Genomic DNA, 24,036 nt, shown 5'->3' on the forward strand with positions numbered 1-24,036 from the left:
TTATATCATAAATAAAGGAGGATATTCAATTATATAGCATAATTTACTGGAGATTTTGACCTTTTTGCAGTAGAATCCTTCTATTAGCTCTTTAATTTCATAACCATCTAAGCCAGGTATTCTAAGATCTAAAATAATTAGCTGAGGTTGATATTCTTTAACTAACTTCAAAGCTTCAGTACCACTAATTGCTTTTATTACTTCCAGTCCTTTTGCTTCCAATTGTATTTCTAGCAATTCCAGATTAGATTTCTCATCATCGACTACTAACACCTTTTGGGAACAAAAATTAATTAATTCATAATCTAATTCTTCTTCTTTTTCAAATAATTCCATAATATTGTACTCCAACTCTGGAAATATAACTTTAAAAGTACTACCTTCATCAACCTTACTTTCCAGTTCTATTTGACCTCCCAGTTCTTCTACCAAACTCTTAGTAATAGTTAGGCCTAGACCTGTTCCTTCATATTCAGCACTCTGACCTCTTTGTTGAGTAAAGGCTTTAAAAATTGCTTCTTGCTCCTCTTCTCTGATTCCAATCCCAGTATCTTCAACTATAAACTGTAATTCTAATTTAGAGTTATCTATATATCTACTCCGAGCATCTACTTTAATATAACCTGTGTTAGTAAATTTAATAGCATTACCAATTAAATTTACTAAAATTTGCCTTAACCTTGTACTATCTATTTTCACTCTAAATAAATCCCTTTGACAGCTTATATCTGCTAATAAATCACAATTTATCATAAAATTAATCCCTTTTTCCTCAGCTCTATAAGCAAATAATGACTCCATTTCTTGAAGTATAGCACAAAGATCTACTAATTCTTTTTTAATCTCCAAAAAACCAGCTTCGATTTTAGAAATATCTAGAATATCATTAATTAAACTCAACAGATTATTTCCAGCATTTTTAATAGAACTTAAATAGCTTTGATATTGCTCGCTCTCCAGTTGTGTTGAACTGAGTTCACTTTCTAAAATCTCGCTAAAACCGATCACTGCATTAAGAGGTGTCCGAATCTCATGGTTCATATTAGCTATAAATTCATTTTTGGCCCGATTAGCCTTTTCGGCTTCCAGCTTAGCTATTCTATCTTTTTCAGCCTGTTTACGCCTAGTGATATCTCTTACAAAGATCTGAATCATCTCTTCTCCTGTATGAGAAGCAACCTTGGCACTAACTTCAATAGGTATCTCAGTTCCCTCTTTAGTTAAACCAACACTTTCAAAAACCAACCTATCTTGCTGCAAAAGCTCTTCAATCCTTGCAAACAAAAGCTCACTCTCTTCTGGAGTGAAGATTTTACTAATATTAGCATCGCTAAATTCTTCTTCAGTATAACCTAGCACTTCAGAAGCTCGACCGTTAAAATCAATAATATCCCCTTGAAAATCGTGTATAAACAAAGCATCATTAGCATTCTCTACAATAGTTCTATTCTTTTCTTCACTAATCCTTAGCCGTTTAATAGAAGATTCTAAGCGACCTATTGACCACAAAATACCTAATAGTCCCAATAACCAAAGAGTTCCGTGCCCCACTACCAGATTAAATCTATTACTATGCAGATAGTTTAAATAAGGCTCAAAAGATGCGGTAGCACTAATTCCACCCCGTATTTCACCAACTTGATAGCCTTGGTGTTCATGACAGGATAAACAGCTTTCCTCAACATAAAAAGGCTGTATCATTCTAACCACCGACTCACCATCCTCTTCGGTAACAGTATTTATTTCAGCACTCTCTTCTGTAAATTCTTGCAGCGCTTTACTCTCCCATTCATCAGCTAAATTGATAGGATTTATAGGATCATTGCTCACTAATCGCCCTTCTACTCCATACCTTTCTCTAGCAAGCTCATGAACCTGTCTCATCATATAGGCTGGATTAACTAAAGTAAGCTCGCGACCACTGGGAGTAGTAATATCACGTTCTTCAATATGCTCTAAATAAGGATTTGGTGGTGTCTGCTCAGTAACTGGCACATAAATACCTCCGTGTCCAGCAGCCCAATTCCGAAAATTCAAATCCTGATTGATGCTCATTCTTAAATTGCCTTTGGCAATTTCATAAGTACTGCTTGTAGCTTGTCGCCAATTCCAGGCAACACTCAACACTATAACTAAAGTCCAAATTAATACCAAAATAACTTTTAGTCGCTTTTTTATAAATCCCTTCTGCATAGCAATCTCTCCTTTATCCATAATTGGCCAAAGTGCTTTTGTGAATAAAACCTCTAATTATTATTTCTATATTCGTCAGTTATTTACCTTTAAAAGTGTCAAAGATGAAATTCATCTAAAATTGCTAAAAAAACTCCATACAAAAAACCTCTACTTTTAACTTCAAAGTAGAGGCTTAATTCTGAATATATAATTAGCAGTCTAGAGTTATTTATATATCATCAGTCAACAATCTGTTTAATAAATTTCAAGACCTCTTTTTTACCTTCCCCATCCTGAGCCGAAAAGTAAGTAAAAGGGGTCGCTTCTGCCAACTTCAGCTTTTCAAAGATTGCCTGCCGATTAGGTCGACGTTGACTATTAGATAACTTATCTACCTTAGTAGCTACCACTAAATGAGGGATCTCCATTTCTAATATCCAGTCATACATCAATAAGTCATCATCGCTAGGCTTATGTCGAGCATCCACAATTAAAATTATTGCCTGCAAGTTTCTTCTTTGGAAGAGATAATTTTCGATCATTACTCCCCACTGTTCCTTCACTTCGTCAGGAACTTTAGCAAAACCATAGCCTGGTAAATCTACAAAGAAAAACTTATTATCAACTTGATAAAAGTTTAAGGTTTGAGTCTTCCCTGGCTTAGAACTAGTAAAAGCCAAATTCTTATGATTCACTATTTTATTAATCAAGGAGGATTTACCTACATTTGATTTGCCAGCTAAAGCAATTTCTGGTAGTTGATGGCGGGGATAGTCAGCAAACTGAACCCCGCTACAGACATACTCAGTATTATTAAAGTTCATAAATTACTCCTCCTCTAGCAAAGCCGCAGCCAATACTTCATCCATATGCTCTACTAATTTAAAGTCCAGTTCGCGTCGAATCTCCTTTGGAATCTCCTCTAAGTGTTTTTCATTTTCTTGAGGTATAATTACTCGCTTTACCTCACTTCGGTGAGCAGCTAAAACCTTACTTTTAATTCCACCTACTGGCAAAACTCTCCCCCGTAGAGTAATTTCTCCAGTCATAGCTACTTCTTCGCTAACAGGCTGTTCAGTTAAGGCTGAAATAATAGCTATAGCAATAGTAATTCCGGCGGAGGGCCCGTCTTTAGGAATAGCTCCCTTAGGGACGTGAACATGTACATCGTATTTTTCATAAAAGTCTTCTTCTAAGTCTAACTCCTCAACCTTACTCCGAGCATAACTTAAAGCTGCCTGAGCTGACTCCTTCATCACTTCACCTAACTTACCAGTCAACAGCAGCTTACCCTTTCCGGCTACTATTGAAACCTCTATCTTAAGAATATTACCGCCGGTATCTGTCCAAGCTAGCCCCGTAGCTACGCCAGTATAAGGTTTCTCATTTATTTCTCCGTATCTATACTCCTCTATACCGAGGTATTTATCCACATTCTGAATGGTAATTCTACTCATAGTCTCCTTGCCCTTAACTACCTCTTTAGCCACCTTACGACAGACATTAGCTAATTTTCGCTCTAAGTTCCTAACTCCAGCTTCCCGAGTATAGTTGCGAATTATCTTTCTTAAAGCATTATCAGAAAGCTGAATCTGCTCCTCAGCTAAGCCGTGATTTTCAATCTGTTTAGTTAGCAGATGTCTTTTAGCAATCTCCACCTTCTCTTCTTCAGTATAACCAGCAATCTCAATAACTTCCATTCTATCTAGAAGAGGTCTAGGAATCGTATGGCTGACATTAGCTGTGGTAATAAAGATTACTTCTGAAAGATCAAAGGGCATCTCCAGATAATGATCAGTAAACTGATCGTTCTGTTCTGGATCTAAAACCTCTAATAAAGCCGAAGCCGGATCACCTCTAAAGTCACTACTAATCTTATCCACTTCATCCAACAAAAAGAGTGGATTTTTAGTCCCAGCATCGCGAACCGCATTAATAATTCTACCTGGTCTAGAACCTACGTAGGTGCGGCGATGACCACGAATTTCAGCTTCATCACGAACTCCACCTAAGGAAAGACGTACGAACTCCCGACCAATAGCTTCAGCAATAGATTTACCTAAAGAGGTCTTACCTACTCCCGGCGGGCCCACTAAGCAAAGAATAGGACTCTTCATTTCCGAAGTTAACTTCTGTACAGCTAAATACTCCAAAATTCTTTCCTTAACATCCTCTAAAGCATAGTGATCTCTTTCCAAGATTTCTTCTGCTTCATCCAAAACCAAACGATCATCCGACTTTTCGTTCCAGGGGAGGTCTAAAATACAGTCTAAGTAGTTTCTAACTACTACCCCCTCGCTAGCCATAGGTGGCATCTGGGCCAGCCTCTCCGCCTCTTTAATAGCCTTTTCCTCTACTTCTTCAGGCAGCTCGGCCTCTTCAATCTTGGCTTTATACTCCTCTACTTCATCTGAGAATTCATCATCTTTTCCTAGCTCTTTTTTAATAGCCTTCAACTGTTCTTTTAAATAATACTCCTTTTGCCGCTTTTCTACCTGATTTCTCACTTTAGAACTAATCTTATTTTCTATTTTTAAAACTTCTATTTCCTCTCTCAATATCTTACAAAGCTTTTCCAGTCTATCCTGATAGGCCACAGCCGTTAAAATTTCCTGCTCTTGTTCTACTTTTAGCGACATATGAGAAACCATAATATCTACTAACCTACCCGGATCTTCTACATTAACCACCGTCATCATAGTCTCCGGTGGTAGCTTCTTATTAAGCTTTACATACTCCTCAAACTCATTAATTAAGGTTCTCATCAAGGCCTCGGTTTCCTGAGTCTTTTCCTCAGCAGCATCTAGTTCTTCAATTTTAACCCGAAAATAAGGCTCAGTCTGAATAAAGTCTTCTATCTTAGCTCTCATTAAGCCCTCAATTAAGATTTTAATAGTTCCATCGGGCAGCTTAACCAGCTGTTTAACCTTAGCTATAGTTCCCATAGGATAGATCTCTTCTAATTCTGGCTCTTCTATTTTTTCATCCTTTTGAGCAGCTAAGAAGATTAATCTATCTTCGACCATAGCTTCTTCTAAAGCTTCTACCGATTTATCTCTTCCTACTAATAAAGGAATTACCATATGGGGAAAAACTACTAAACCTCTCAAAACTAATAAAGGCAATTCTTCTTCAATATCAATTAGCTCAATTTCTTCTTCCATTCCCTCTCACCTCCAGTGGTTACTTCAATACTTTACATACTATTCTCTTAAGCAACTGAAATTCCTGCCTAAGTTCTTAACTTATTGGTGATGCAGTTAAGAAATTCAGATTCTCCTGTAGATTCAAACTAGTTTCAGCTTCTTCAATTAAAATAGCATTATTTAAAACTTCACCTAAATTGCGAACTTTAATAACTTCAATTTCCTCGAATTTAGCAAAGATTTTCTGCCAATTCTCAGCTGGAACTATTACTCTCTCGGCTCCAGCCCGCTGAGCAGCTTCTATTTTGGAAATAATCCCTCCGACTGGTTTAACCAAACCTCTAATCGATAACTCACCAGTCATAGCTACCTTATTATCTACTGGCTTCCCAGTTAAGGCGGAATAAATAGCAGTAGCTATAGTTATCCCTGCTGAAGGGCCATCTAAAGGAATTCCTCCTGGGAAATTAACGTGAATATCGTAGTTATGAGGATTTACTTCTAAAAATTTGCGCAGGGTAGTAATTACATTTTCAATAGAACCTTTAGCTGTACTCTTTCTGCGCACTTTACGCTGCCTATTACCTACTTCTTCTTCCTCTACTACTCCGGTCATTCGCACTTCTCCTTCACCGGACTTAACCTTAATAGCTGAAACCTCTAGTTCCATCATTACTCCCAGCTTAGGGCCCTGTACAGCTAAACCATTTACCACACCTACTCGCGGCTCTTCGCCTACTTGATCATCTACTCGCGGTGTATACTGACCACTATTAACTACCCACTCTATATCTTCACCACTAATTTTTTTCTCTGCTTTTTTTTCTGATAAAACTAAACCTCCAGCAGCCTCTACCATATTGACTGTATCTCTACCGTTCTGAGAATAGTCCTTAATCACTTCAATAGCTGCTTTCTCAATTTCAAAGCCAGCATTTTGAGCAGCATTATAAGCAATACTCTCTATATCGGCCGGCTCTAAAGGCTTAAAGAAGATCTCTAAACAGCGCGAACGAATAGCCGGCGGAATCTCTTGGGGACTACGAGTAGTAGCTCCCACCATTCTAAAGTCAGCCGGAAGTCCTTTTTGAAAGATCTCATGGATATAGTTAGGAATTTTTTCATCCTCTTCTCGATAATAGGAACTTTCCAAAAAGACCTTACGGTCCTCCAATACCTTTAATAGCTTATTCATCTGAATAGGATGCAACTCGCCAATCTCATCGATAAAAAGCAAGCCCCCGTGAGCTTTAGTTACAGCTCCTGGCTTAGGTTGAGGAATTCCAGCTGAACCCATAGCTCCTGCTCCCTGATAAATAGGATCATGTACAGTTCCAATTAAAGGATCTGCTATTCCTCTTTCATCAAAACGGGCCGTAGTAGCATCCAACTCTACAAACTTAGACTCCTGATCAAAAGGCGATTCAGCATTATCCTTAGCTTCTTCTAAAACCAGGCGAGCTGCTGCTGTCTTACCTATTCCTGGCGGCCCATAAACTATCACGTGTTGAGGATTGGGCCCGCATAAAGCTGCTTTAAGCGCCCTAATCCCTTCCTCCTGACCTACTATTTCTTCAAAATCAGTAGGTCTAGTCTTTTCAGATAAAGGTTGAGTTAAAGAGCGTTTCCTTAACTTCCTTAAATTTTCCATTTCTTTTTTCGACTCTTTATAGACTGCTTTTTTATTAGTTTGTTGTTTTCTAAGTAGATTCCAAAAGTATAGTCCAATTACTACTGCAAAAAAGAACTGCACCATCCCAAATATATTCATAATTTAAATTGTTCCTCCTTAGTTATTAGTTAGTTTATTTCTAATAACTATTATATCCGGGAGTAAAGTTTTTATCCTGATAAAAAGAAAGAAGACTGCACTAAAGGGCAGCCTTCTCTTAATCATAATCTAAGCAGTCTCTTCTTTATTTACCCTAATCAACTTAGGCGGTGTATCCTCCAAGATAACATTCTCGGTAATAATACACTTAGCTATATCGTTTTGAGAAGGTAAATCATACATCACATCTAAAATCGAAGACTCAACAATAGATCTTAGACCCCGAGCTCCAGTATCGTGCTCCAAAGTCTGACTAGCAATTGCTTGCAGAGCATCATCTGTAAACTCCAGTTCTACTCCATCAAGCTCGAAGAATTTAGCATACTGCTTAACTAAAGCATTTCTAGGCTCAGTCAAGATCTGAACTAAGGCCTCTTCATCAAGTTGATCAAGAGTAACTAAAACCGGTACTCGCCCTACAAACTCCGGGATCAAACCGTATCTCAATAGATCTTGAGACTTAACGTGCTTTAAAACTTCACCTATTTCCTGATCCTCTTTGCTTTCTATTTCGGCTCCAAAACCCATCACTTTATTTCCAATTCTAGACTTAATAACCTTATCCAATCCATCAAAAGCACCACCACAGATAAAGAGAATATTAGAAGTATCCAACTGGATAAACTCCTGATGAGGATGCTTTCTACCACCTTGCGGCGGAACACTAGCAACTGTTCCTTCTAAGATTTTCAATAAGGCCTGCTGTACACCTTCCCCAGAAACATCTCTAGTAATAGATGGATTCTCGGACTTACGAGCAATCTTATCTATTTCATCGATATAGATAATCCCTTTTTCAGCTTTTTCTACATCATAATCAGCAGCTTGAATCAACTTTAAGAGAATATTCTCCACATCTTCACCAACATAACCAGCTTCAGTCAAGGATGTAGCATCAGTAATAGCAAAAGGAACATCTAAAATCCTAGCTAGAGTTCTAGCTAAAAGCGTCTTTCCACAACCAGTAGGCCCAATCATGCAGATATTACTTTTTTCTAACTCCACATCATCAACCTTCATCCCTGAATTAACTCGTTTGTAGTGATTATAAACGGCTACTGACAACGACTTTTTAGCTCTTTCCTGCCCAATTACATATTGATCTAAGATTTCTGAGATTTCTTTAGGTTTAGGAACATTGTTAAATCCAATATCCATATCTTCATTTAACTCTTCCTCGATTATCTCATTACAGAGCTCAATACACTCATCACATATATATACACCTGGGCCTGCCACCAATTTCTGAACCTGATCCTGTACTTTTCCACAAAATGAACACTTCAACTGGCCCTTATCGTCGCCAAACTTAAACATATTATCACCTCTTTAATTAAATTTAATCTTCAATATCTTCCTGGCGAGAAATCACTTCGTCAATAATCCCATACTCTTCAGCTTCTTGAGCAGACATAAAGAAGTCTCGGTCAACATCCTCTTGGATTTTCTCCAAAGGTTGACCAGTATGATCTGCTAAAATATTATTTAACATCTCCCTTAACTCTAGAATTTCTTGAGCTTGGATCTCTATATCTGCCGCTCTACCCTGAGCACCACCAGCAGGCTGGTGAATCATCACTCTAGCGTGAGGTAGGGCATATCTCTTACCTTCAGCACCAGCAGCTAATAATAAAGCTCCCGCACTAGCACCTAAGCCCATACACATAGTGGACACATCAGGCTTAACATACTGCATAGTATCGTACATTGCTAAAGCAGCAGTTACAGAACCACCAGGACTATTAATATAAAGGAAGATATCCTTATCAGGATCTTCAGCTTCCAAAAACAACAACTGGGCAATTACTAAGTTAGCTACATTGTCATCAATCGGACTACCGATAAAGATAATCCGATCCTTTAGTAAACGCGAATAGATATCATAGGATCTCTCACCGCGATTAGTCTGCTCTACAACCATTGGTACTAATTGACTCATAATAATCATTCCTCCTTTATTATCTTCTTCCTCATAATCTCTCCTAATACTATTATACAGCATTTATTAATTATTGTCAGTTAAAAATTTAATCGTATTCTGCATCTTTAATTGATCAATTAAAGATTGATACTGTCCTTGCATCTGTAAAAAGGACTTAATCATTTCTGGATCTTGATTCTGCTGCTCAGCAATTTCCTCTATCCTATTTTCAATTTCTTCATCAGCAACCTCAATTCCTTCTTCTTCAGCTATAGCTTCTAAAGTAAGATTAATTTTCACCCTCTTTTCAGCTTCATCTCTATACTCAGCTCTAAGGTCTGCTTCAGAAGTCTGTAATCTTTCTAAATACTGCTCCCAAGCAAGTCCCTGCTGTTGCAACCTCTGTTGTAAGCCTCTAATCATAGTATCTATTTCATTATCAACCATAGTTTCTGGAATATTAACCTCTGCTTGAGCTGCCACAGCCTCTACTAGCTCATTTTCAAATTTTTGCTGAACTTCTGCTTCAGCTTCTTCTTCTAGTTTATTAGTAATATCTGCTTTTAATTCATCTAAGCTTTCAAAGTCTCCCACTTGCTGAGCAAACTCATCATCTAATTCCGGCAGCTCTTTTTCTTTAATCTCCTTAACTTTAACCTTAAATGTAACTCCTTCTCCCGCTAAATCTTCAGCTTGATACTCTTCCGGAAAAGTAACATCTATTTCTACCTCTTCACCTACTTTAGCTCCCAATAATCCCTCTTCAAAGCCAGGAATAAAGGTTCCAGAACCAATTTCCAAGGTATAGTCCTCACCTGCTCCTCCTTCAAAAGGCTCACCATCTAGATAGCCTTCAAAGTCAATGATTACAAAGTCCCCTTCGGCAACTTCTTCTCGCTCAGACACCTTTAGGGTAGCAAATTCATCTCTCTTTTCAGCTAAATTTTCAGTTATTTCTCCTTCAGTAACTTCAACTTCTTCTAATTCTATATCTAGATCAGTATAATCTCCTAACTCAACCTCCGGCTTAACTTCTACTTCAGCAGTAAAGGTAGCTGGTTTATCTTCCTCAATAAATATATCATCTATCTCCGGCTGGTCTATAGGTTCAATCTCAGCTTCTGAGACTGCCTGCTGATACTTTCTAGGAATTAAAATATCCAAAGCATCTTTATGAAGTACTTCTTTTCCGTATCTAGCTTCTAAAACTTTACGCGGCACTTTACCTTTTCTAAAACCATCAATTTCTACATTTTTAACTACTTTTTGATAGGCTTGCTTTAAAGCATCATTCACTTCACTAGCTTCCACTTCTACATCTAATAATACTTTGTTTTCTTCAATTGTTTCTTTACTTACCTTCATTTATATTGCCCCCTTATTAAAAATTATATGTAAATTGGATTAATCTGTGTAGATTTACAAGTTTAAGATAGTTAAAAGATTAATCACTATCTACTTCTATACAGTTTCAAGCATCTCCTTCATTCATATAGTTATTATTAACAATTATAAGAATATATAAAAACAATACCTCGGCTGACGACGCCTTCTTCGTCGCTCCGAGGTTTACAGACCTTTACTGAAATCAATTATCTAATTTAGAATATTAGCTAGACGGTGCGGAATATCCTTAGCTAATATATAAATACTTAATAAATGGCACGCCCGGAAGGATTTGAACCTTCAGCCTACAGATTCGAAGTCTGCCGCTCTATCCAGTTGAGCTACGGGCGCAAATTATTTGGGGTGAGTGATGGGATTCGAACCCACGGCCTCAGGAGCCACAATCCTGCGCTCTAACCAACTGAGCTACACCCACCATAGTGGTACGCCTGGGAGGATTCGAACCTCCGACGCATGGATTAGAAGTCCATTGCTCTATCCAGCTGAGCTACAGGCGCTTAAAAAATTAAAATGGAGCGGGAAACCGGACTCGAACCGGCGACACCCAGCTTGGAAGGCTGGTGCTCTAGCCAACTGAGCTATTCCCGCCTAATTAATAGGACAATTGACAGTATAACTTAAAATCACCTCAGTGTCAAAGGCCTTAAGTTTTAATTTAAGCAGTTTAAATCAATCTAACTGCTTATTATTAGCTAAAACTCTAAGATTCTACAAGTTAGAATCAACTGTTTTGATTTCAGCTTTGATTCCAGTTTTACTTATTTCAATTATAGCATAAGAGAATACCCCATCTCTAGGATAAGCTAAGCTACCAGGATTTAAGTACAAAACATTATCCTCTTTTAATTTAAAACTTCTATGAGTATGGCCAAAAAGAACAATATCTGCTTCTATCTCAGCTGCTCTATAGGCTAAACTAGCTAAAGCATTATACTTTACATTATACTTATGCCCGTGAGTTAATAGTATCCTCTTATCAGCTACTTCTACTACTTTCTCCAATTCTCCTGGATGTTGGTGATCACAGTTTCCCTTTACTTTAATTATCTTTAAATCTCGGTCTATAAAAGGATCGGTATCAACTATAAAATCTCCACCATGAAATAAGAAGTCGACCTCTTTTTCAAGATCAATCACTTTTCTTAATACCTCTGTATTTCCATGAGTATCGCTGACACATAATAGCTTCATAAGTTTCCTCCGTGTTATAAAAATTTACCTTTTATGTAATTTTTTATTTTAAGCAAGGCCTTGCCTCGATGGCTAACCTCATTCTTTTCTTGAGGAGTCAATTGAGCAAAGGTTTTTTTATATCCTTTAGGAATAAATATTGGGTCATAGCCAAAACCATTCTCTCCTAAAGGCTCTAAAGCAATATGTCCTTTACAGGTACCTTCAATAATATGTGCTTTCCCTTTCAGGTCAACTAAAGCAATAATAGTTTGAAATTTAGCACTTCGTTCTGACTTAGGAAGACCAGCTAATTCCTCTAAAAGCTTGCTATTATTATCCTCATAGCTAGCATCTTCTCCGGCATAGCGAGCTGAGTAAACTCCCGGCCGACCATCTAAAGCATCTACTAAAAGGCCAGTATCATCGGCTATAGTAGCTAAACCTGTAGCTTCATGCACCTCGCTAGCCTTCTTAACGGCATTCTCTTCTAAGGTCTCTCCATCCTCTACTACTTCTGGAATACCTCCTATTTGAGCTGGAGTAATCACCTCAACTTCTAGCTCAGCTAGGAGTTCATTAATCTCTTTAACTTTATCTTCATTCCCAGTAGCTATAAGCAGTTTTTTAATCATTACAATCTTCCTCTAATAGACTTACTAGCTCCCCTAAAGCATCTTTTTGATATTCTACTAATTCCTTAATTCCCTTTTCAGCTAAACTAACCAGCTCTATCATCTCTTTTTGAGTAAAGGGAGCCTCCTCGCCAGTACCTTGCATCTCAATAATTCGTCCTTCTTCAGTCATGGCTAAGTTTAAATCGACTTGAGCAGAAGAGTCTTCTTCATAACAGAGATCCAATAAAGGCTCACCATCTACAATGCCTACACTAGTAGCAGCCACCCAAGAATTAAGTGGTACTTCTTCCAGCTCTCCTTTTTCTAGCAAATAAGCTAGTGCATCAAGTAAAGCAACAAAAGCTCCAGTTATAGAAGCAGTTCTAGTACCTCCATCTGCCTGAATAACATCACAATCTAACCAGATAGTTCTTTCACCTAATTTATCTAAGTCTACTACTGATCTCATAACTCTACCTATTAATCTCTGTATTTCTTTAGTTCTACCGCTTAATTTACCTCGAGCAGCTTCACGAATATTTCTATTTTGAGTAGCCCGAGGCAGCATGGAGTATTCTCCAGTCAACCAGCCCTGTCCTTGCCCTCGCAAAAACCTGGGCACATTATCTTCTACTGAAGCATTACAAATCACCTTAGTATCTCCAGTAGCAATTAACACTGAACCTTCAGCATATTTAGTGAAGTTTCTAGTAATTTCTACTCTTCTTAGTTCATCTACTTTCCTGTCATCAGTTCTTGACATTCTATTTTATTCCTCCTCTAAAATTTTACTTCTTATTACTTAACTGGAATTGACTTCTCTCAGTACCTACCAGGCCAGCCAATAAATAACGTTTAGTATTAGGATCCTGTTTTAAATCTCTAACCAACTTAAAGTTTTCAATCTCTCCTGTGCTTTTAACATGGATTCTAGGCCCACTACAAGGATAGACTTCCTCACCGAGCTTAATATGTTGCTCATCATGAAAGCTAATAGTTAAATCTTCAGTTATTAACTCCTGTACTCGACTCTCCAACTTATCTAAATCCAGCTCTGGTTTTTCTTCAAACTGAAGCACAAAACCACTTTTAACATCACCATAAGAAGCAGGTCTCTCCAATCCCATTTCTTCCTCTAAAACCTTAGTAACCGTCAAGTCCTCAGCTGTATGGGCCATTTGTCGGTAAATAATCGACTTAGAAACTATCTCTTTAATTTCTGCTGGCTGCGGACCGAATACCCCCGGTCTAGTAATCAATACCTCTTCCCCAATCCCAATCAAAAGATCAGCCTGTAAATCAAGGCTTTTAGTTAATAAATCTAAATGTTCCACTACCACTCGCCGTCCAGCCTTAACAGCCCCTGTGATAGCTTCGGCCAACTGCCAAGGCTGAGTAAAGGCTGTTTCAAAGCGGGCATCTAGATGATAAGTATGGCTAGCAAACTCATCATTTTCAGCATCATCTAAAATCGGTAAGGGACGACAATAGATTCCCCCATCGTCATTAGTCAGACTCAACCCGGGAAACATTCCTCTAATTAATAGCGATTTACCAGATCCAGCTTCGCCAATATATCCAATTAGTTTATCCTGGGGATTTAAATAACTATGGGATAAGTCGTTACCTAAAGACATTATTCTTTCTTTACCTCGCGGGGCAAAGTAAACCGATTGAGCAAAACTATTAAAAGCAAACATTTTAAACCCAGCCCCTTTCTAGCCTTTGTGACCTACCTGAGAAATATCCTCAATAAATGAATCTTTATTAAATCTCTTGTGAAAGGCATTAGTTACCTCATCATAATTAATATAACTTTTAATCGTTCCAAAGTCAACAAAAATTCTCCAAATAAATTAATTATACTCCCAGCTTTGCCAAAGCTAATCCCTATTATAGAGGTTATTCCCTTGGCTATCGATAACCACTATCAAAGGAAAGTCTTCTACTTTTAGTTTTCTAATAGCTTCAGTACCTAAGTCAGCATAGGCTATTACTTCAGCTTCCTTAATTCGTTGAGCTATTAAAGCTGCAGCTCCTCCTACAGCACCTAAATAAACCGCTCCTGTTTTTTGCATAGTCTCAACTACTTGCTTATCTCTATCTCCTTTACCGATCATAGCCCTCAAGCCTGACTCTAATAGCTGGGGAGTAAAGGGATCCATGCGATAACTAGTAGTGGGCCCGGCTGAGCCGACCACTTGACCTGGACGGGCTGGACAGGGCCCTGCATAATAAATAACCTGGCCCTCTAGTTCAAAAGGCAGTTCTTCCCCAGCCTCTAAAGCATCCACTAATCTAGAATGGGCTACATCACGAGCCGTATAAATAGTTCCTGATAGTAATACTTTATCTCCTGCTGCTAAAGATTTAACCTGTTCCTCAGTTAAAGGAGTTTCTAAACTAACCTCACTCATTTTAAACCTCCTATCTTATTTTAGCTTAATACTCGTTGCTGATGTCTAGTTACATGACAACCGATATTAACTGCTACCGGTAGACCAGCAATATGCGTGGGATAGCTAGCAATATTAACAGCTAAGGCTGTAGTTAAACCGCCTAAGCCTTGCGGGCCAATATTTAAGTTATTTATCTCCACCAACAGCTCTTCCTCTAGCTCTGCTAATTGCGGTTGATTATTGAGCTCACCGACTGGACGTAACAGAGATTTTTTAGCTAATAAAGCCGCTTTCTCGAAAGTACCTCCAATTCCTACTCCTACTATTATCGGCGGACAAGGATTAGCCCCTGCTTCCTGCACAGTATTAATCACCACTTCTTTAACTCCTGCTGCTCCGGCGGTAGGTTTTAACATCTTAATCTGACTCATATTTTCACTTCCAAAGCCCTTAGGCGCTACTGTTAACTTCAGTTTAGCACCCGGAACTAACTCAGTATGTATCACCGCTGGAGTATTATCACCAGTATTTTCCCGCTGTAAAGGATTACTAACTACTGATTTGCGCAGATAGCCCTGCTCATAACCTTGGGCAACTCCTTCATTAATAGCCGTTACTAAATCTCCCCCCTCTATTACTGCTTCCTGTCCTAATTCCACAAAAACCACTGCTATTCCGGTATCTTGACAGATAGGTAGTTGTTCTTTTTTAGCAATTTCAGCGTTCTCCAATAAAATTTCTAATACTTCTTGGGCTACTGATGAAGTCTCTCGCTCCAAAGCTTGTTTATAGCCTTGGATAATATCTTCTCCCAACACTAAGTTAGCTTCAATACACATTTCGGCTACCGCTTCTTTAATCTGATCTACATGAATTGCCATCCAATATGTCCTCCTTTATGACCAATGATTAAGCTGTCTTGCAATAATATCGTTCTATTGTTTAACTAAATCTCTATCTCAATCCCCAATAAAGGCGCATGCTGCTGCGCCCCATAAACATCACCATCTCCAACTGCTCCGGCAGAACGAGGCCGAATAATAGTAGCTTTAATAGCCTTGGCAGCATCATAATTAATTATGGAAATCACCTCATCTACAGAAACATTATATAAATCAGCTATTAATTCTTCAGTAAAGACTCCTGACCGCTTTACTTGCTCATAAATCTCAAAGCTTTTAAAAACTATATCAAAGGATAACTCATAAGGGCCCGCATTCTTACTCCTAATCACATCCGCCAACTCACGAATATTAACCTTTTCTGTCAACATAATCCCTCGCTTTCTATAAGTAAAGCCCATTCATTATACAGAATAACTCTTACCTGGAACAACAATCTCCATGTCTATTGGAAATAACTCTTCAGGATCTTCCACCTGAAGCAGATGATGAAGATTAAACTCATAAACCTCTCCTGCTTTTAGATCCGAAGGCGAATAAGGAAAGGCCAGATTACCGGCTGTAGCTACTCGGTTGGGATATCCATAGTGAAGCATAGTAGAACGAGCAAAACTACAGATAGTATCAGCTAAGTCCTGTGTTTTAGCTACCACCTCAATAATAACTCCTACTTCATGAGCTACAATTCCCTGCTGAGGTTCTAACTCTCCCATCACTCCATCTCGACCGTAAACTCTAAACAATAAATGATAGTCCTCTCTTTTTAAATCCTCAAAATTATCCTTAACTGCTATCTTTACAGCTTCGATAATATTATCCAGTTCCTGAATCATAATTGGGTCTCTAGTACCAGCAATGGAAAGAGTTCTATAACCTACTAATTTAGCTCCCTCCAACTTAAGTGTATATTCTTCACTTTCAATAAACTTACTACCCTTTACTTTAACTACTCGTTCACTATGCTGCTCAAACTCTGTTGCCGAAAGATCAATCATCCCTCCCGGGCCATGTAATTCCAACGGATTAGTCTTTTCATAAAGAGTATGAGCCGCTACCGAAGTAGTAGTACATTTGCGTTTAAGATGCAAAGGCTCTAACAGAAAATGATCCTCTCTCAAAATTCCAAACATACAGTCACTACCGCTACCAGGGTCGGCTGCAATAGAAGCACACTCCATAATCTTACCCATATGCAGAGCTAATCCCGCCGGAAAACCTTCTTTAATAGGCAAACTAGCAAAAACTGTCGGATCATAGGCCCGGCCGGCTATAACCACCTCGGCTCCTGCCTCTAAAGCGGAAATAATAGGCTCTACTCCCATCTGAGCTACAATTCTACTGCTAGCTATTAGCTCTTCTCTAGTTGTTTCGGAAGCTGGAGCCAAGGCACTCAACTTTCCTCTATCAAAACGCGCCAATATATCTTCCTGCTCCTGCTCAGCAGAGATAGTAGCCACCTTAAAGTGTAATGTCTCTTCTTTAACTATCTCCTTTACAATCTCAGTACACCACTGTAGATGGGGAGTTCCTCCAGAACCTCCAGCTGTTCCAATTACCACTTTAATATCTCTTTCTCTAGCTGCTGTCAAGATCAGCTTCAGATCGCGCTTTACTGCTTGCCGATTTGTAAAAGAAACTCCAGCTCCTAGGTAGTAGGGCCCGGGGTCACTAGAGCCCGCATCTACTCCAATCAAGTCTGGCTCCTTTGCCAATCCTCTCTCAAAAGAATCTTTAGGAAAGCCATAACCTAAAATAGCCGTTGGAGACAGTATTCTTAATTCATCCATAATAACCACCCTTCATTAATTAATCTCTAGCCCTAATTAAAGCTAAAGTTCTCTCCATTTCATTCTTAACTATCATCAGTCCTTCATCTACTCCCATACCCGGTTTAGCCAACATCTGCTCCGGTCTAGTAGCCAAAGCCACATTTACACAGACTTGAGCAGAACGATCGGTCTCATTACAAGTACCACCTTGATAAGCACCAACACCATTTTCTCTACAATAGAGCACTGCTTCAATAGTATTATTAATTCCACCCAGATCAGGAGTCTTAATCTGTACCACATCGGCAGCCTCTTCGTCAACAAAGAGTTTAATATCTTCTAAAGTATTACACCACTCATCAGCAACTAACTCCACTTTAATATTCCTTTTCTGCACCTCTTCTCTTAAAGCCTTAATATCTCTAATCTGAGCCTCTCTACTCCCAGAATCCATAGGCCCTTCTATTCTTAAAGTGTGAGGATGAGCTACTTGCGCTAACTCAGCTAAATAATCAGCCATTATTACTGGGTCATTATCAAAAGCTAAAGCAATAGTACCATAGACATCAATATGAAAAATAGGTAAATAATCCTCTTCGTTTCTCAATTCTTGAACCCTTTTCTTTAACCACTTAACATAATTAAGTAACTTCTCTCCATTTACCCCTAACTTCTCTTTAACATTATTAATTAAAGCATGAGGAATTACCCCAGCGTGCTTAATTATCATCTTATCTACATTTATATATCTATCATCACCACTCTGAGTAAAAATAGGCACTGGCTGAGCAATTAACTCCAAAGCATACTCTTCAACCACTACTTCAGCCATGGTCTTCTGTTGTGCTTTAGCCACTCCGTCCAATAAGGCCTGAGTAACCCCATAACGAATAGCTGTATGGAGCCGCTTGCCATTTACCTTAAGGTTATCAAACTCCTGGGCCAGTTTTCTAAAGTTATTTAACTCCCTACCTACTAATCTAGGCGCAATTTTTTCTTCAATTACCGGAATAAACTGCCGCGCTAAAAATAAAGGATCTCTCCCCCCTGCCCCAGAGTACTGAACTGCCGCACAATCACCATAAGCAATCTGACCATTTTCTAAGATTAACATTATGGAAATAGACTCTCCAGCTTGGCGAATGCTAGTAAAACCCTTAGTTAAAGGCTCACCCAAATAAGCAAAGCCATCTTGGCGGGCATCTTCTTTAATTGCACTTTGATCATCGAAGTAAAATCCTGTTAGACCTGATGAAGTGACTACTTTCTTGATCTTCATATAGTATCCTCTCCTTAACTTTTATCTCCCCTAAGGTCTACCCACCAGCATCCCTTTACCAATAGCATAAATATCATCGGTTACCATCTGGAAATTAGGCTCTCTAGACTCAGCTGCTCCTCGCTCTTCCAGCTTAGTCTCATGAAAGTCAACTACTTTTTCAGAAAAAGGAAGATTTCCGTGCTTTAAAAATCTTACTGCACCATTATTATCGCGAGCTGTAAGCAAATTCCCAGCATTATACTTACTAGGAGCAAAGGGAATATCTAAAATTCCGCCTTCAAAAGCTTTAATAGTTCCCTGAGCTACATCTCCATCTCCCAACTCCAAAACTCTATCCAAAATTTCTTTAGTCTCCTGTTTAATCATTTCTTTTTCAGTTGCTAATTCTTCCCCATTAAAAGACTGCTGATCTTTAAGCATATTAATTACCTGTTTAGTAGCCCGCAGTCCTTGGGCATTAGCTTCCTTAGTAGGTACTCCTAATGCCTCGTGAGGAGTCTTAACAATCACCTTAGTAGCATTAGCTAAAGCTGCTGTAACAGCTCCCCAGGAGATAACTCCAAAAGCCTGAGCTTCATCCTGTGGAAAACCACCCATCCACTGATGGAAAACAGTAGTCAACATTATATCTTCATAATCGGCTAGATATTCAGTTCCTAACTCCTTAAGAGTATGAATAGCTGCTACATCCTGAATCAAGTTTCCGCACTGCCCATAACCTAAGGTAATATTTTTAACTCCTTGCTCTGCTGCCAATAATGCTTCAATAATAGCTACACTATGCGAAACCGACGGAGGAACTAAAGTACCTGTTAAAGGACCAAAAGGCTCCCGATTAACCTTAAGTCCTCGCTCTTCATAATAACCCACCAACCTATCTACATACTGCCAGTGATAAATCGTCTGCTCAATAGAAACATCCTTAGCATAGGGAATATTGTAGGAAATACCTCCCCCCTCAAAATCAGTAAAGCCTCCGGCTAAAGTAATCTCTGCTAATAATCTAGCGTCAGGAGTTCCATGTCTAACCTGTACTGGAACTGCTAAGGCTTCTATTACCTGTCGACAGGACTGTACCCCATGGTTAACGGCTGGAAAGCCATTAAGCATAGAACGGCCTTCGTTTCTACTTTCTTTAATTCCAGCTTCAGCTTCCTGATAGTTATTCTGCCGAGTATAACTATCAATTGTAGTAGGCAGCAGATCAGCCCCACCTTCTGTGTGCAAAAACTCCAATAGTTCAATATGTTCCTCAATCAAAGCCACTCCAGCGCGCGGTTGAATTAAAGTAATCTTTTCTTGTTCAGCTTCTGCCAATCTATTAGCCATTACCTGTTCTGAAGATAACTGCTGCTGATGATACCTAATAGCTTCTTCCAACTCTACTTCTTCTCCGGTAGGCCACTCCTGTAAAACTTCTTTTCTCATTTCTTTAAATTTATCTAAACTCCAGCGTTTATTTTCAACTTTCATTTTCTTTTCCCTCCCAGTCTTTTAAGATACTTTTTAGCTAATTTAATTGCTTTAAACGGTTCAACCTCAGCCAAAAGACCAATGGCAGACAGTATATACTGTTGATCTAAAATAAACTCTGCTTCTCGAGGAGCTAAAATCTGAGGCTGCTTTTCTCTAAATAAAGCCTCTTTTAATATTTCCTCAGGCTGTTGATTGTGTACTAATACTCCTCCAGTACCTATTATTAACTTTAAACCCGTTAAATCCTTACCATACTGAACAAAGCTTTCCCCAAAGGGCCCGTAAACTCTTTCAATCCTCCCCACATGTCTTTGCACTGCTAGTTTAGTTGCAACTTTAGCAATTCCAGTATCCAACTCTGCTTCTATAGGATTCTCCGGTATATGCTCAACATTTTGACTAAGCTGCTCTAGATAAGTCATTAAGTCCTCTTCACTAATTCCAGCAGCTAAAGTAGCCAATAATTTTTTCTGACCAATACTCTCCACTAAAGAAGGAAGACTATAACGCATCCCTAAATCTCCTTCCACAGTTCTTTTAACATAAGGTTCTGCTAATCCTCTTAGCTCAACCCCTCCCTTAGTCGGCTCTCCAGTAGCCACCGAATGGATATCCGTAGTAGCTCCCCCAATATCTATCACCATCAATTCACCTAATCCGCTTTCACCATTGCTACCCTCAGCAATCAACTCTGCTGCCTTCATCACTGCTGAAGGGGTAGGCATAATTACCCGATCAATATATTCTTCAGCCTTAGCTAGACCTTTAGCATAGATGATTTGCTCTAAAAATACTTGCCTAATGGCCTTTCTAGCTGGCTCTATATTCAACTCTTCCAATTTAGGCATCACGTTTTCAGTTAAGTAAACCTCTTTATCCGCCGACACCAAAATACCTTTTACTTCATTAGCAACTACCTTATTTCCAGCCACCACTATTGGAATTTGTAAAGCTGAAGCAGCTAAAGCCTCGGCATTCTTCAAAATTACTTCTTTATTTCCACCATCAGTACCTCCCGCTAATAAAATAACATCGGGAGCTTCTTCAACAATCCTTTCCATCTCTTGAGCAGTCAATTCATAGGTATAAACATTACTTACTTTAGCTCCAGCTCCCAAGGCTGCTCTCTTAGCAGCTTCGGCTGTTAATTCTGGCACTAAACCTATAGCTACCATCTTCAAGCCACCAGCCGCACTACTACAGGCTAGACGATATTCAAATAAGTCGAAATCAACTCCATAGCTCTCTAATTGCTCCAGAACTTTCTTAATACCAATACTTACATCATCCTGTACTGTAGTTAAAGCTTTAGCCTTAGCCTTTAATTCCAAATCTTCTAAATCTATCACTACTCCCTTAGTATAAGTACTCCCAATATCCAATAATAAAGCTAACTGCATAGCCTCACCCCATTAGCTTGCTAATATTAACCTTCAATCCCTAAGTCCTTTTTCAAATCAGCAATTGGTTCTTTAGGTAAAGTTCCCGGAGGATAGACTCTATCGAAACCCATATCTAAAAACTTCTGCTTAGTAGACTCCCACTCCTGTTTACCTACTACTAAATTTCCCCCAACATAGAGAACTATATCTTCTAAGCCAGCTTCTATACATTTTTCTCTAAAGCCTTTACAGTCCATTTCGCCGTGACCATAAAGTGAAGAAACTAAAATAGCATCAGCATCGGTCTCAATAGCAGCATTAATAAATTCTTGCTGAGGAGCCAATACTCCAATGTTGACTACCTCGAAACCTGCTTCTGAAAATGCTTCTTCTAAAATTCTATTACCGACGGCATGCACATCAGAGCCAATCACTCCTAAAACTACTGTCTTTTCTTCCATCAATATCCCCACCTTTCAATAAAAGTTCTATCAACCTTGATAAGCTTCCATTTTATAAAACGGTTTCAAATTAATAGTCTAATAATTAAATTTGAGAATTATATATAAATAACTACTATATCTCTTTATATTCTCCTGCCTTAATAAATATAAAAAGACAGCCCAAATTCAGAACCGTCTTTAAGAAATACTAATATTATACTTGTTAAGCCTTCTATACAGAGTTGTTTTGCTCATCCCCAAAGCCTGAGCAGCTCTTTCCTTACCCTGACCGTCAGCACCAAATTTCTTTAGAGCCTTAATTATTTCTCTCTTTTCTAATTCATTAACTGTCAAAATCTCAGTAGAATCCTCAGCACAAAATTGTTGCTTGAGAATTCTATCAGGAAGGCTATTTCTAGTTATATAGTTAGAGGTCTCAATATTAACGCTATACTCAACAGTATTTTCCAGCTCCCTCACATTACCAGGCCATGAATAATTGATCAACTCTCGCTTAGCCCCATCTGAAAATCCTTTAATATTTTTTTTCAATAAATTAGTATGCTTTTTGAGAAAAAAGTATAATAAAAGAGTTATATCCTCTCTACGCTCCTTTAAAGGAGGAATATGAAAAGGAATAACATTTAATCGATAAAATAAGTCTTCTCTAAATTTTTCTTCCTCTATCATCTGTTCTAAATTACGATTTGTAGCAGCAATTATCCGTACATCAAAATCAATTGGACTTAATCCTCCTACCCGTTCTACTTTCTTATTTTCTATTACCCTAAGCAATTTAACTTGAAAAGATAAAGGCATATCGCCAATCTCATCCAAAAATAAAGTTCCTCTATTAGCCAACTCAAACTTACCCTTCTTGCCACCTTTTTTAGCTCCAGTAAAGGCACCTTCTTCATAACCAAATAGTTCTGATTCCAACAAAGACTCAGGAATAGCCGCACAGTTCACAGCCACAAATGGCTTATCACTTCTATTACTTTCCCGATGAATTGCTTCAGCAAATAAGCCTTTTCCAGTCCCAGTCTCTCCCCGGATTAAAACCGTAGAATCAGTTACAGCTACCCGATTCATCTGCTCTTTAATTTCAATAATTTTTCTACTAGTACCTTTAATATCTGCAAAAGCAGAACCTTTATCAGTAGCCATAATTTTAGTAGCTAATTTTTTAAGCTCATCTAGCCTTCTAAAAGATATAGTAGCTCCAGTAATTTCTGCTTCATCCTTAATTAAAGTAATATTACACAGCAGTTCAAACTTGCTTCCTAGATACTCATAATCTATTCTCTTTTCAAAGTAATTATTAGGATTCTGCTCTAAATTAATCTCTACAAATACTTCCTTCAAATCTAACTTTGAAAAAATAGTATTTATATGCTCTCCTTCTCGTGGCTCGCTTATCATTAATATCTCTTTTGCTGATTCATTGATATGAGTAATTTTCCCCTCAGCATCTAAAGCAATAATTCCTTCCCGAACAGAATTAATTACAGCCTTAAATTGATCAGCCATAATTCCTATTTGTTTTCTAGTAGATTTTTCTTTCAAGGTAGTAGCTATAAACCTCACTATATTTTTAGAAAAAATCATTAGTTCTGACTTATAATCAACAAAGTGCCTTTGTTGCTCTTCGCCATGAGCTATTAAACAAAAAGTACCATGAACCTCTTCCTCATAAATAATGGGATGGACAATAAATGCTCGAATAGAGCAAATATCTTTTTTAATACACTTCAAACATAACTCATTATCTTTTTTATCTTCAACAGATATACTTTCAGAAATCTGATTAAGAATCAGATGTTTACTTATGTATCCTGAAACTCTATTGTAATCTTTATCCTGTTCCTCCGGCCAGCGATAAGTACCAGTGCCAGCAATGAATTCCAAATCTTGATCAACAATTCCTATTTCATAATCTAAAACTGCTGCAAAAGCATCTGCCACCTGCTGAATAAAGCTTCCTATTCCTTTCAATTTACTCATTAAAATTAAGCAGCTCCTTCTAACAAAGTCAATAAAAATAGTCTAACAGAAGTTCTTTAGATATAATATAACCTATAAGCAAACTAAAAGTCAAGCTTTTTCGATATTTCTC

At 38.3% G+C, this 24,036-nt stretch carries 20 protein-coding genes and 4 tRNA genes; all 24 read right to left on the reverse strand.

The window, feature by feature from the left end:
- On the reverse strand, positions 1–2,193 hold the full coding sequence (locus MWH30_RS09680; RefSeq protein ID WP_248663878.1) for an ATP-binding protein: 2,193 nt from the start codon (positions 2,191–2,193) through the stop codon (positions 1–3).
- 221 nt (positions 2,194–2,414) lie between these two features.
- The gene (gene yihA, locus MWH30_RS09685) at positions 2,415–2,999 is read right to left on the reverse strand and encodes a ribosome biogenesis GTP-binding protein YihA/YsxC (protein WP_248663879.1); all 585 of its coding nucleotides are present in this window, start codon (positions 2,997–2,999) and stop codon (positions 2,415–2,417) included.
- A gap of 3 nt (positions 3,000–3,002) precedes the next feature.
- Positions 3,003–5,339 carry an endopeptidase La gene (gene lon, locus MWH30_RS09690; RefSeq protein WP_248663880.1) on the reverse strand — a complete coding sequence of 779 codons (2,337 nt, stop codon included), beginning with the start codon at positions 5,337–5,339 and terminating at the stop codon, positions 3,003–3,005.
- Between the two features lie 76 nt (positions 5,340–5,415).
- Positions 5,416–7,092, reverse strand: a complete 1,677-nt coding sequence (gene lonB / locus MWH30_RS09695) for an ATP-dependent protease LonB (RefSeq protein WP_248663881.1) — start codon at positions 7,090–7,092, stop codon at positions 5,416–5,418.
- 129 nt (positions 7,093–7,221) lie between these two features.
- Entirely contained in the window at positions 7,222–8,469 is a 1,248-nt protein-coding gene (gene clpX / locus MWH30_RS09700; protein ID WP_248663882.1) for an ATP-dependent protease ATP-binding subunit ClpX, read from the reverse strand.
- Positions 8,470–8,491: 22 nt separating this feature from the next.
- The gene (gene clpP / locus MWH30_RS09705) at positions 8,492–9,091 is read right to left on the reverse strand and encodes an ATP-dependent Clp endopeptidase proteolytic subunit ClpP (protein WP_282706284.1); all 600 of its coding nucleotides are present in this window, start codon (positions 9,089–9,091) and stop codon (positions 8,492–8,494) included.
- A 66-nt stretch (positions 9,092–9,157) separates the two neighbouring features.
- Positions 9,158–10,438 (reverse strand): trigger factor, encoded by a 1,281-nt coding sequence (gene tig, locus MWH30_RS09710; protein ID WP_248663884.1) that lies wholly within the window; start codon positions 10,436–10,438, stop codon positions 9,158–9,160.
- Between the two features lie 295 nt (positions 10,439–10,733).
- Positions 10,734–10,810: transfer RNA gene (locus MWH30_RS09715), tRNA-Arg, on the reverse strand.
- 8 nt (positions 10,811–10,818) lie between these two features.
- A tRNA-His gene (locus tag MWH30_RS09720) sits at positions 10,819–10,895 on the reverse strand.
- Positions 10,896–10,900: 5 nt separating this feature from the next.
- Positions 10,901–10,977, reverse strand: a tRNA-Arg gene (locus MWH30_RS09725).
- A 14-nt stretch (positions 10,978–10,991) separates the two neighbouring features.
- Positions 10,992–11,068 (reverse strand) — tRNA-Gly (locus MWH30_RS09730).
- Positions 11,069–11,188: 120 nt separating this feature from the next.
- Positions 11,189–11,671, reverse strand: coding sequence for a metallophosphoesterase (locus tag MWH30_RS09735; protein WP_248663885.1), 483 nt, complete (start codon positions 11,669–11,671; stop codon positions 11,189–11,191).
- 14 nt (positions 11,672–11,685) lie between these two features.
- Positions 11,686–12,285 (reverse strand): XTP/dITP diphosphatase, encoded by a 600-nt coding sequence (locus MWH30_RS09740; protein WP_248663886.1) that lies wholly within the window; start codon positions 12,283–12,285, stop codon positions 11,686–11,688.
- Positions 12,278–13,030, reverse strand: coding sequence for a ribonuclease PH (rph, locus tag MWH30_RS09745; protein WP_248663887.1), 753 nt, complete (start codon positions 13,028–13,030; stop codon positions 12,278–12,280). Before rph ends, MWH30_RS09740 begins: the two co-directional genes overlap by 8 nt.
- A 25-nt stretch (positions 13,031–13,055) precedes the next feature.
- Positions 13,056–13,967, reverse strand: coding sequence for an alanine-tRNA synthetase second additional domain-containing protein (locus MWH30_RS09750; RefSeq protein ID WP_248663888.1), 912 nt, complete (start codon positions 13,965–13,967; stop codon positions 13,056–13,058).
- Between the two features lie 183 nt (positions 13,968–14,150).
- Entirely contained in the window at positions 14,151–14,684 is a 534-nt protein-coding gene (locus tag MWH30_RS09755; RefSeq protein WP_248663889.1) for a Fe-S-containing hydro-lyase, read from the reverse strand.
- 20 nt (positions 14,685–14,704) lie between these two features.
- Positions 14,705–15,547, reverse strand: coding sequence for a fumarate hydratase (locus MWH30_RS09760; protein WP_248663890.1), 843 nt, complete (start codon positions 15,545–15,547; stop codon positions 14,705–14,707).
- A gap of 65 nt (positions 15,548–15,612) precedes the next feature.
- Positions 15,613–15,936: a DUF4387 domain-containing protein gene (locus tag MWH30_RS09765; RefSeq protein ID WP_372494160.1), complete on the reverse strand. Its 324-nt coding sequence runs from the start codon at positions 15,934–15,936 to the stop codon at positions 15,613–15,615.
- Positions 15,937–15,972: 36 nt separating this feature from the next.
- Positions 15,973–17,355, reverse strand: a complete 1,383-nt coding sequence (locus tag MWH30_RS09770; RefSeq protein ID WP_248663892.1) for an acyclic terpene utilization AtuA family protein — start codon at positions 17,353–17,355, stop codon at positions 15,973–15,975.
- Between the two features lie 19 nt (positions 17,356–17,374).
- Complete coding sequence (locus MWH30_RS09775) at positions 17,375–18,616, reverse strand: methylaspartate ammonia-lyase (protein WP_248663893.1); 1,242 nt, start codon at positions 18,614–18,616, stop codon at positions 17,375–17,377.
- 30 nt (positions 18,617–18,646) lie between these two features.
- The gene (locus MWH30_RS09780) at positions 18,647–20,092 is read right to left on the reverse strand and encodes a methylaspartate mutase subunit E (protein ID WP_248663894.1); all 1,446 of its coding nucleotides are present in this window, start codon (positions 20,090–20,092) and stop codon (positions 18,647–18,649) included.
- Positions 20,089–21,495, reverse strand: coding sequence for a methylaspartate mutase accessory protein GlmL (glmL, locus tag MWH30_RS09785; protein ID WP_248663895.1), 1,407 nt, complete (start codon positions 21,493–21,495; stop codon positions 20,089–20,091). The genes MWH30_RS09780 and glmL overlap by 4 nt, the downstream gene beginning before the upstream one ends.
- Positions 21,496–21,521: 26 nt before the next feature.
- The gene (gene glmS, locus MWH30_RS09790) at positions 21,522–21,938 is read right to left on the reverse strand and encodes a methylaspartate mutase subunit S (protein ID WP_248663896.1); all 417 of its coding nucleotides are present in this window, start codon (positions 21,936–21,938) and stop codon (positions 21,522–21,524) included.
- A gap of 180 nt (positions 21,939–22,118) precedes the next feature.
- Positions 22,119–23,924, reverse strand: coding sequence for a sigma-54 interaction domain-containing protein (locus tag MWH30_RS09795; RefSeq protein WP_248663897.1), 1,806 nt, complete (start codon positions 23,922–23,924; stop codon positions 22,119–22,121).
- Positions 23,925–24,036: the final 112 nt, after the last annotated feature.

It is taken from the genome of Fuchsiella alkaliacetigena (assembly GCF_023227765.1).
GTDB classification, from domain to species: domain Bacteria; phylum Bacillota; class Halanaerobiia; order Halobacteroidales; family Acetohalobiaceae; genus Fuchsiella; species Fuchsiella alkaliacetigena.

What these genes read in the sequence shown, in the direction of transcription:
- MWH30_RS09680 (WP_248663878.1), bottom strand. Translation starts at nt 2,193, where the DNA reads ATGCAGAAGGGATTTATAAAAAAGCGACTAAAAGTTATTTTGGTATTA.
- yihA (WP_248663879.1), bottom strand. Translation starts at nt 2,999, where the DNA reads ATGAACTTTAATAATACTGAGTATGTCTGTAGCGGGGTTCAGTTTGCT.
- lon (WP_248663880.1), bottom strand. Translation starts at nt 5,339, where the DNA reads ATGGAAGAAGAAATTGAGCTAATTGATATTGAAGAAGAATTGCCTTTA.
- lonB (WP_248663881.1), bottom strand. Translation starts at nt 7,092, where the DNA reads ATGAATATATTTGGGATGGTGCAGTTCTTTTTTGCAGTAGTAATTGGA.
- clpX (WP_248663882.1), bottom strand. Translation starts at nt 8,469, where the DNA reads ATGTTTAAGTTTGGCGACGATAAGGGCCAGTTGAAGTGTTCATTTTGT.
- clpP (WP_282706284.1), bottom strand. Translation starts at nt 9,091, where the DNA reads ATGAGTCAATTAGTACCAATGGTTGTAGAGCAGACTAATCGCGGTGAG.
- tig (WP_248663884.1), bottom strand. Translation starts at nt 10,438, where the DNA reads ATGAAGGTAAGTAAAGAAACAATTGAAGAAAACAAAGTATTATTAGAT.
- MWH30_RS09735 (WP_248663885.1), bottom strand. Translation starts at nt 11,671, where the DNA reads ATGAAGCTATTATGTGTCAGCGATACTCATGGAAATACAGAGGTATTA.
- MWH30_RS09740 (WP_248663886.1), bottom strand. Translation starts at nt 12,285, where the DNA reads ATGATTAAAAAACTGCTTATAGCTACTGGGAATGAAGATAAAGTTAAA.
- rph (WP_248663887.1), bottom strand. Translation starts at nt 13,030, where the DNA reads ATGTCAAGAACTGATGACAGGAAAGTAGATGAACTAAGAAGAGTAGAA.
- MWH30_RS09750 (WP_248663888.1), bottom strand. Translation starts at nt 13,967, where the DNA reads ATGTTTGCTTTTAATAGTTTTGCTCAATCGGTTTACTTTGCCCCGCGA.
- MWH30_RS09755 (WP_248663889.1), bottom strand. Translation starts at nt 14,684, where the DNA reads ATGAGTGAGGTTAGTTTAGAAACTCCTTTAACTGAGGAACAGGTTAAA.
- MWH30_RS09760 (WP_248663890.1), bottom strand. Translation starts at nt 15,547, where the DNA reads ATGGCAATTCATGTAGATCAGATTAAAGAAGCGGTAGCCGAAATGTGT.
- MWH30_RS09770 (WP_248663892.1), bottom strand. Translation starts at nt 17,355, where the DNA reads ATGGATGAATTAAGAATACTGTCTCCAACGGCTATTTTAGGTTATGGC.
- MWH30_RS09775 (WP_248663893.1), bottom strand. Translation starts at nt 18,616, where the DNA reads ATGAAGATCAAGAAAGTAGTCACTTCATCAGGTCTAACAGGATTTTAC.
- MWH30_RS09780 (WP_248663894.1), bottom strand. Translation starts at nt 20,092, where the DNA reads ATGAAAGTTGAAAATAAACGCTGGAGTTTAGATAAATTTAAAGAAATG.
- glmL (WP_248663895.1), bottom strand. Translation starts at nt 21,495, where the DNA reads ATGCAGTTAGCTTTATTATTGGATATTGGGAGTACTTATACTAAGGGA.
- glmS (WP_248663896.1), bottom strand. Translation starts at nt 21,938, where the DNA reads ATGGAAGAAAAGACAGTAGTTTTAGGAGTGATTGGCTCTGATGTGCAT.
- MWH30_RS09795 (WP_248663897.1), bottom strand. Translation starts at nt 23,924, where the DNA reads ATGAGTAAATTGAAAGGAATAGGAAGCTTTATTCAGCAGGTGGCAGAT.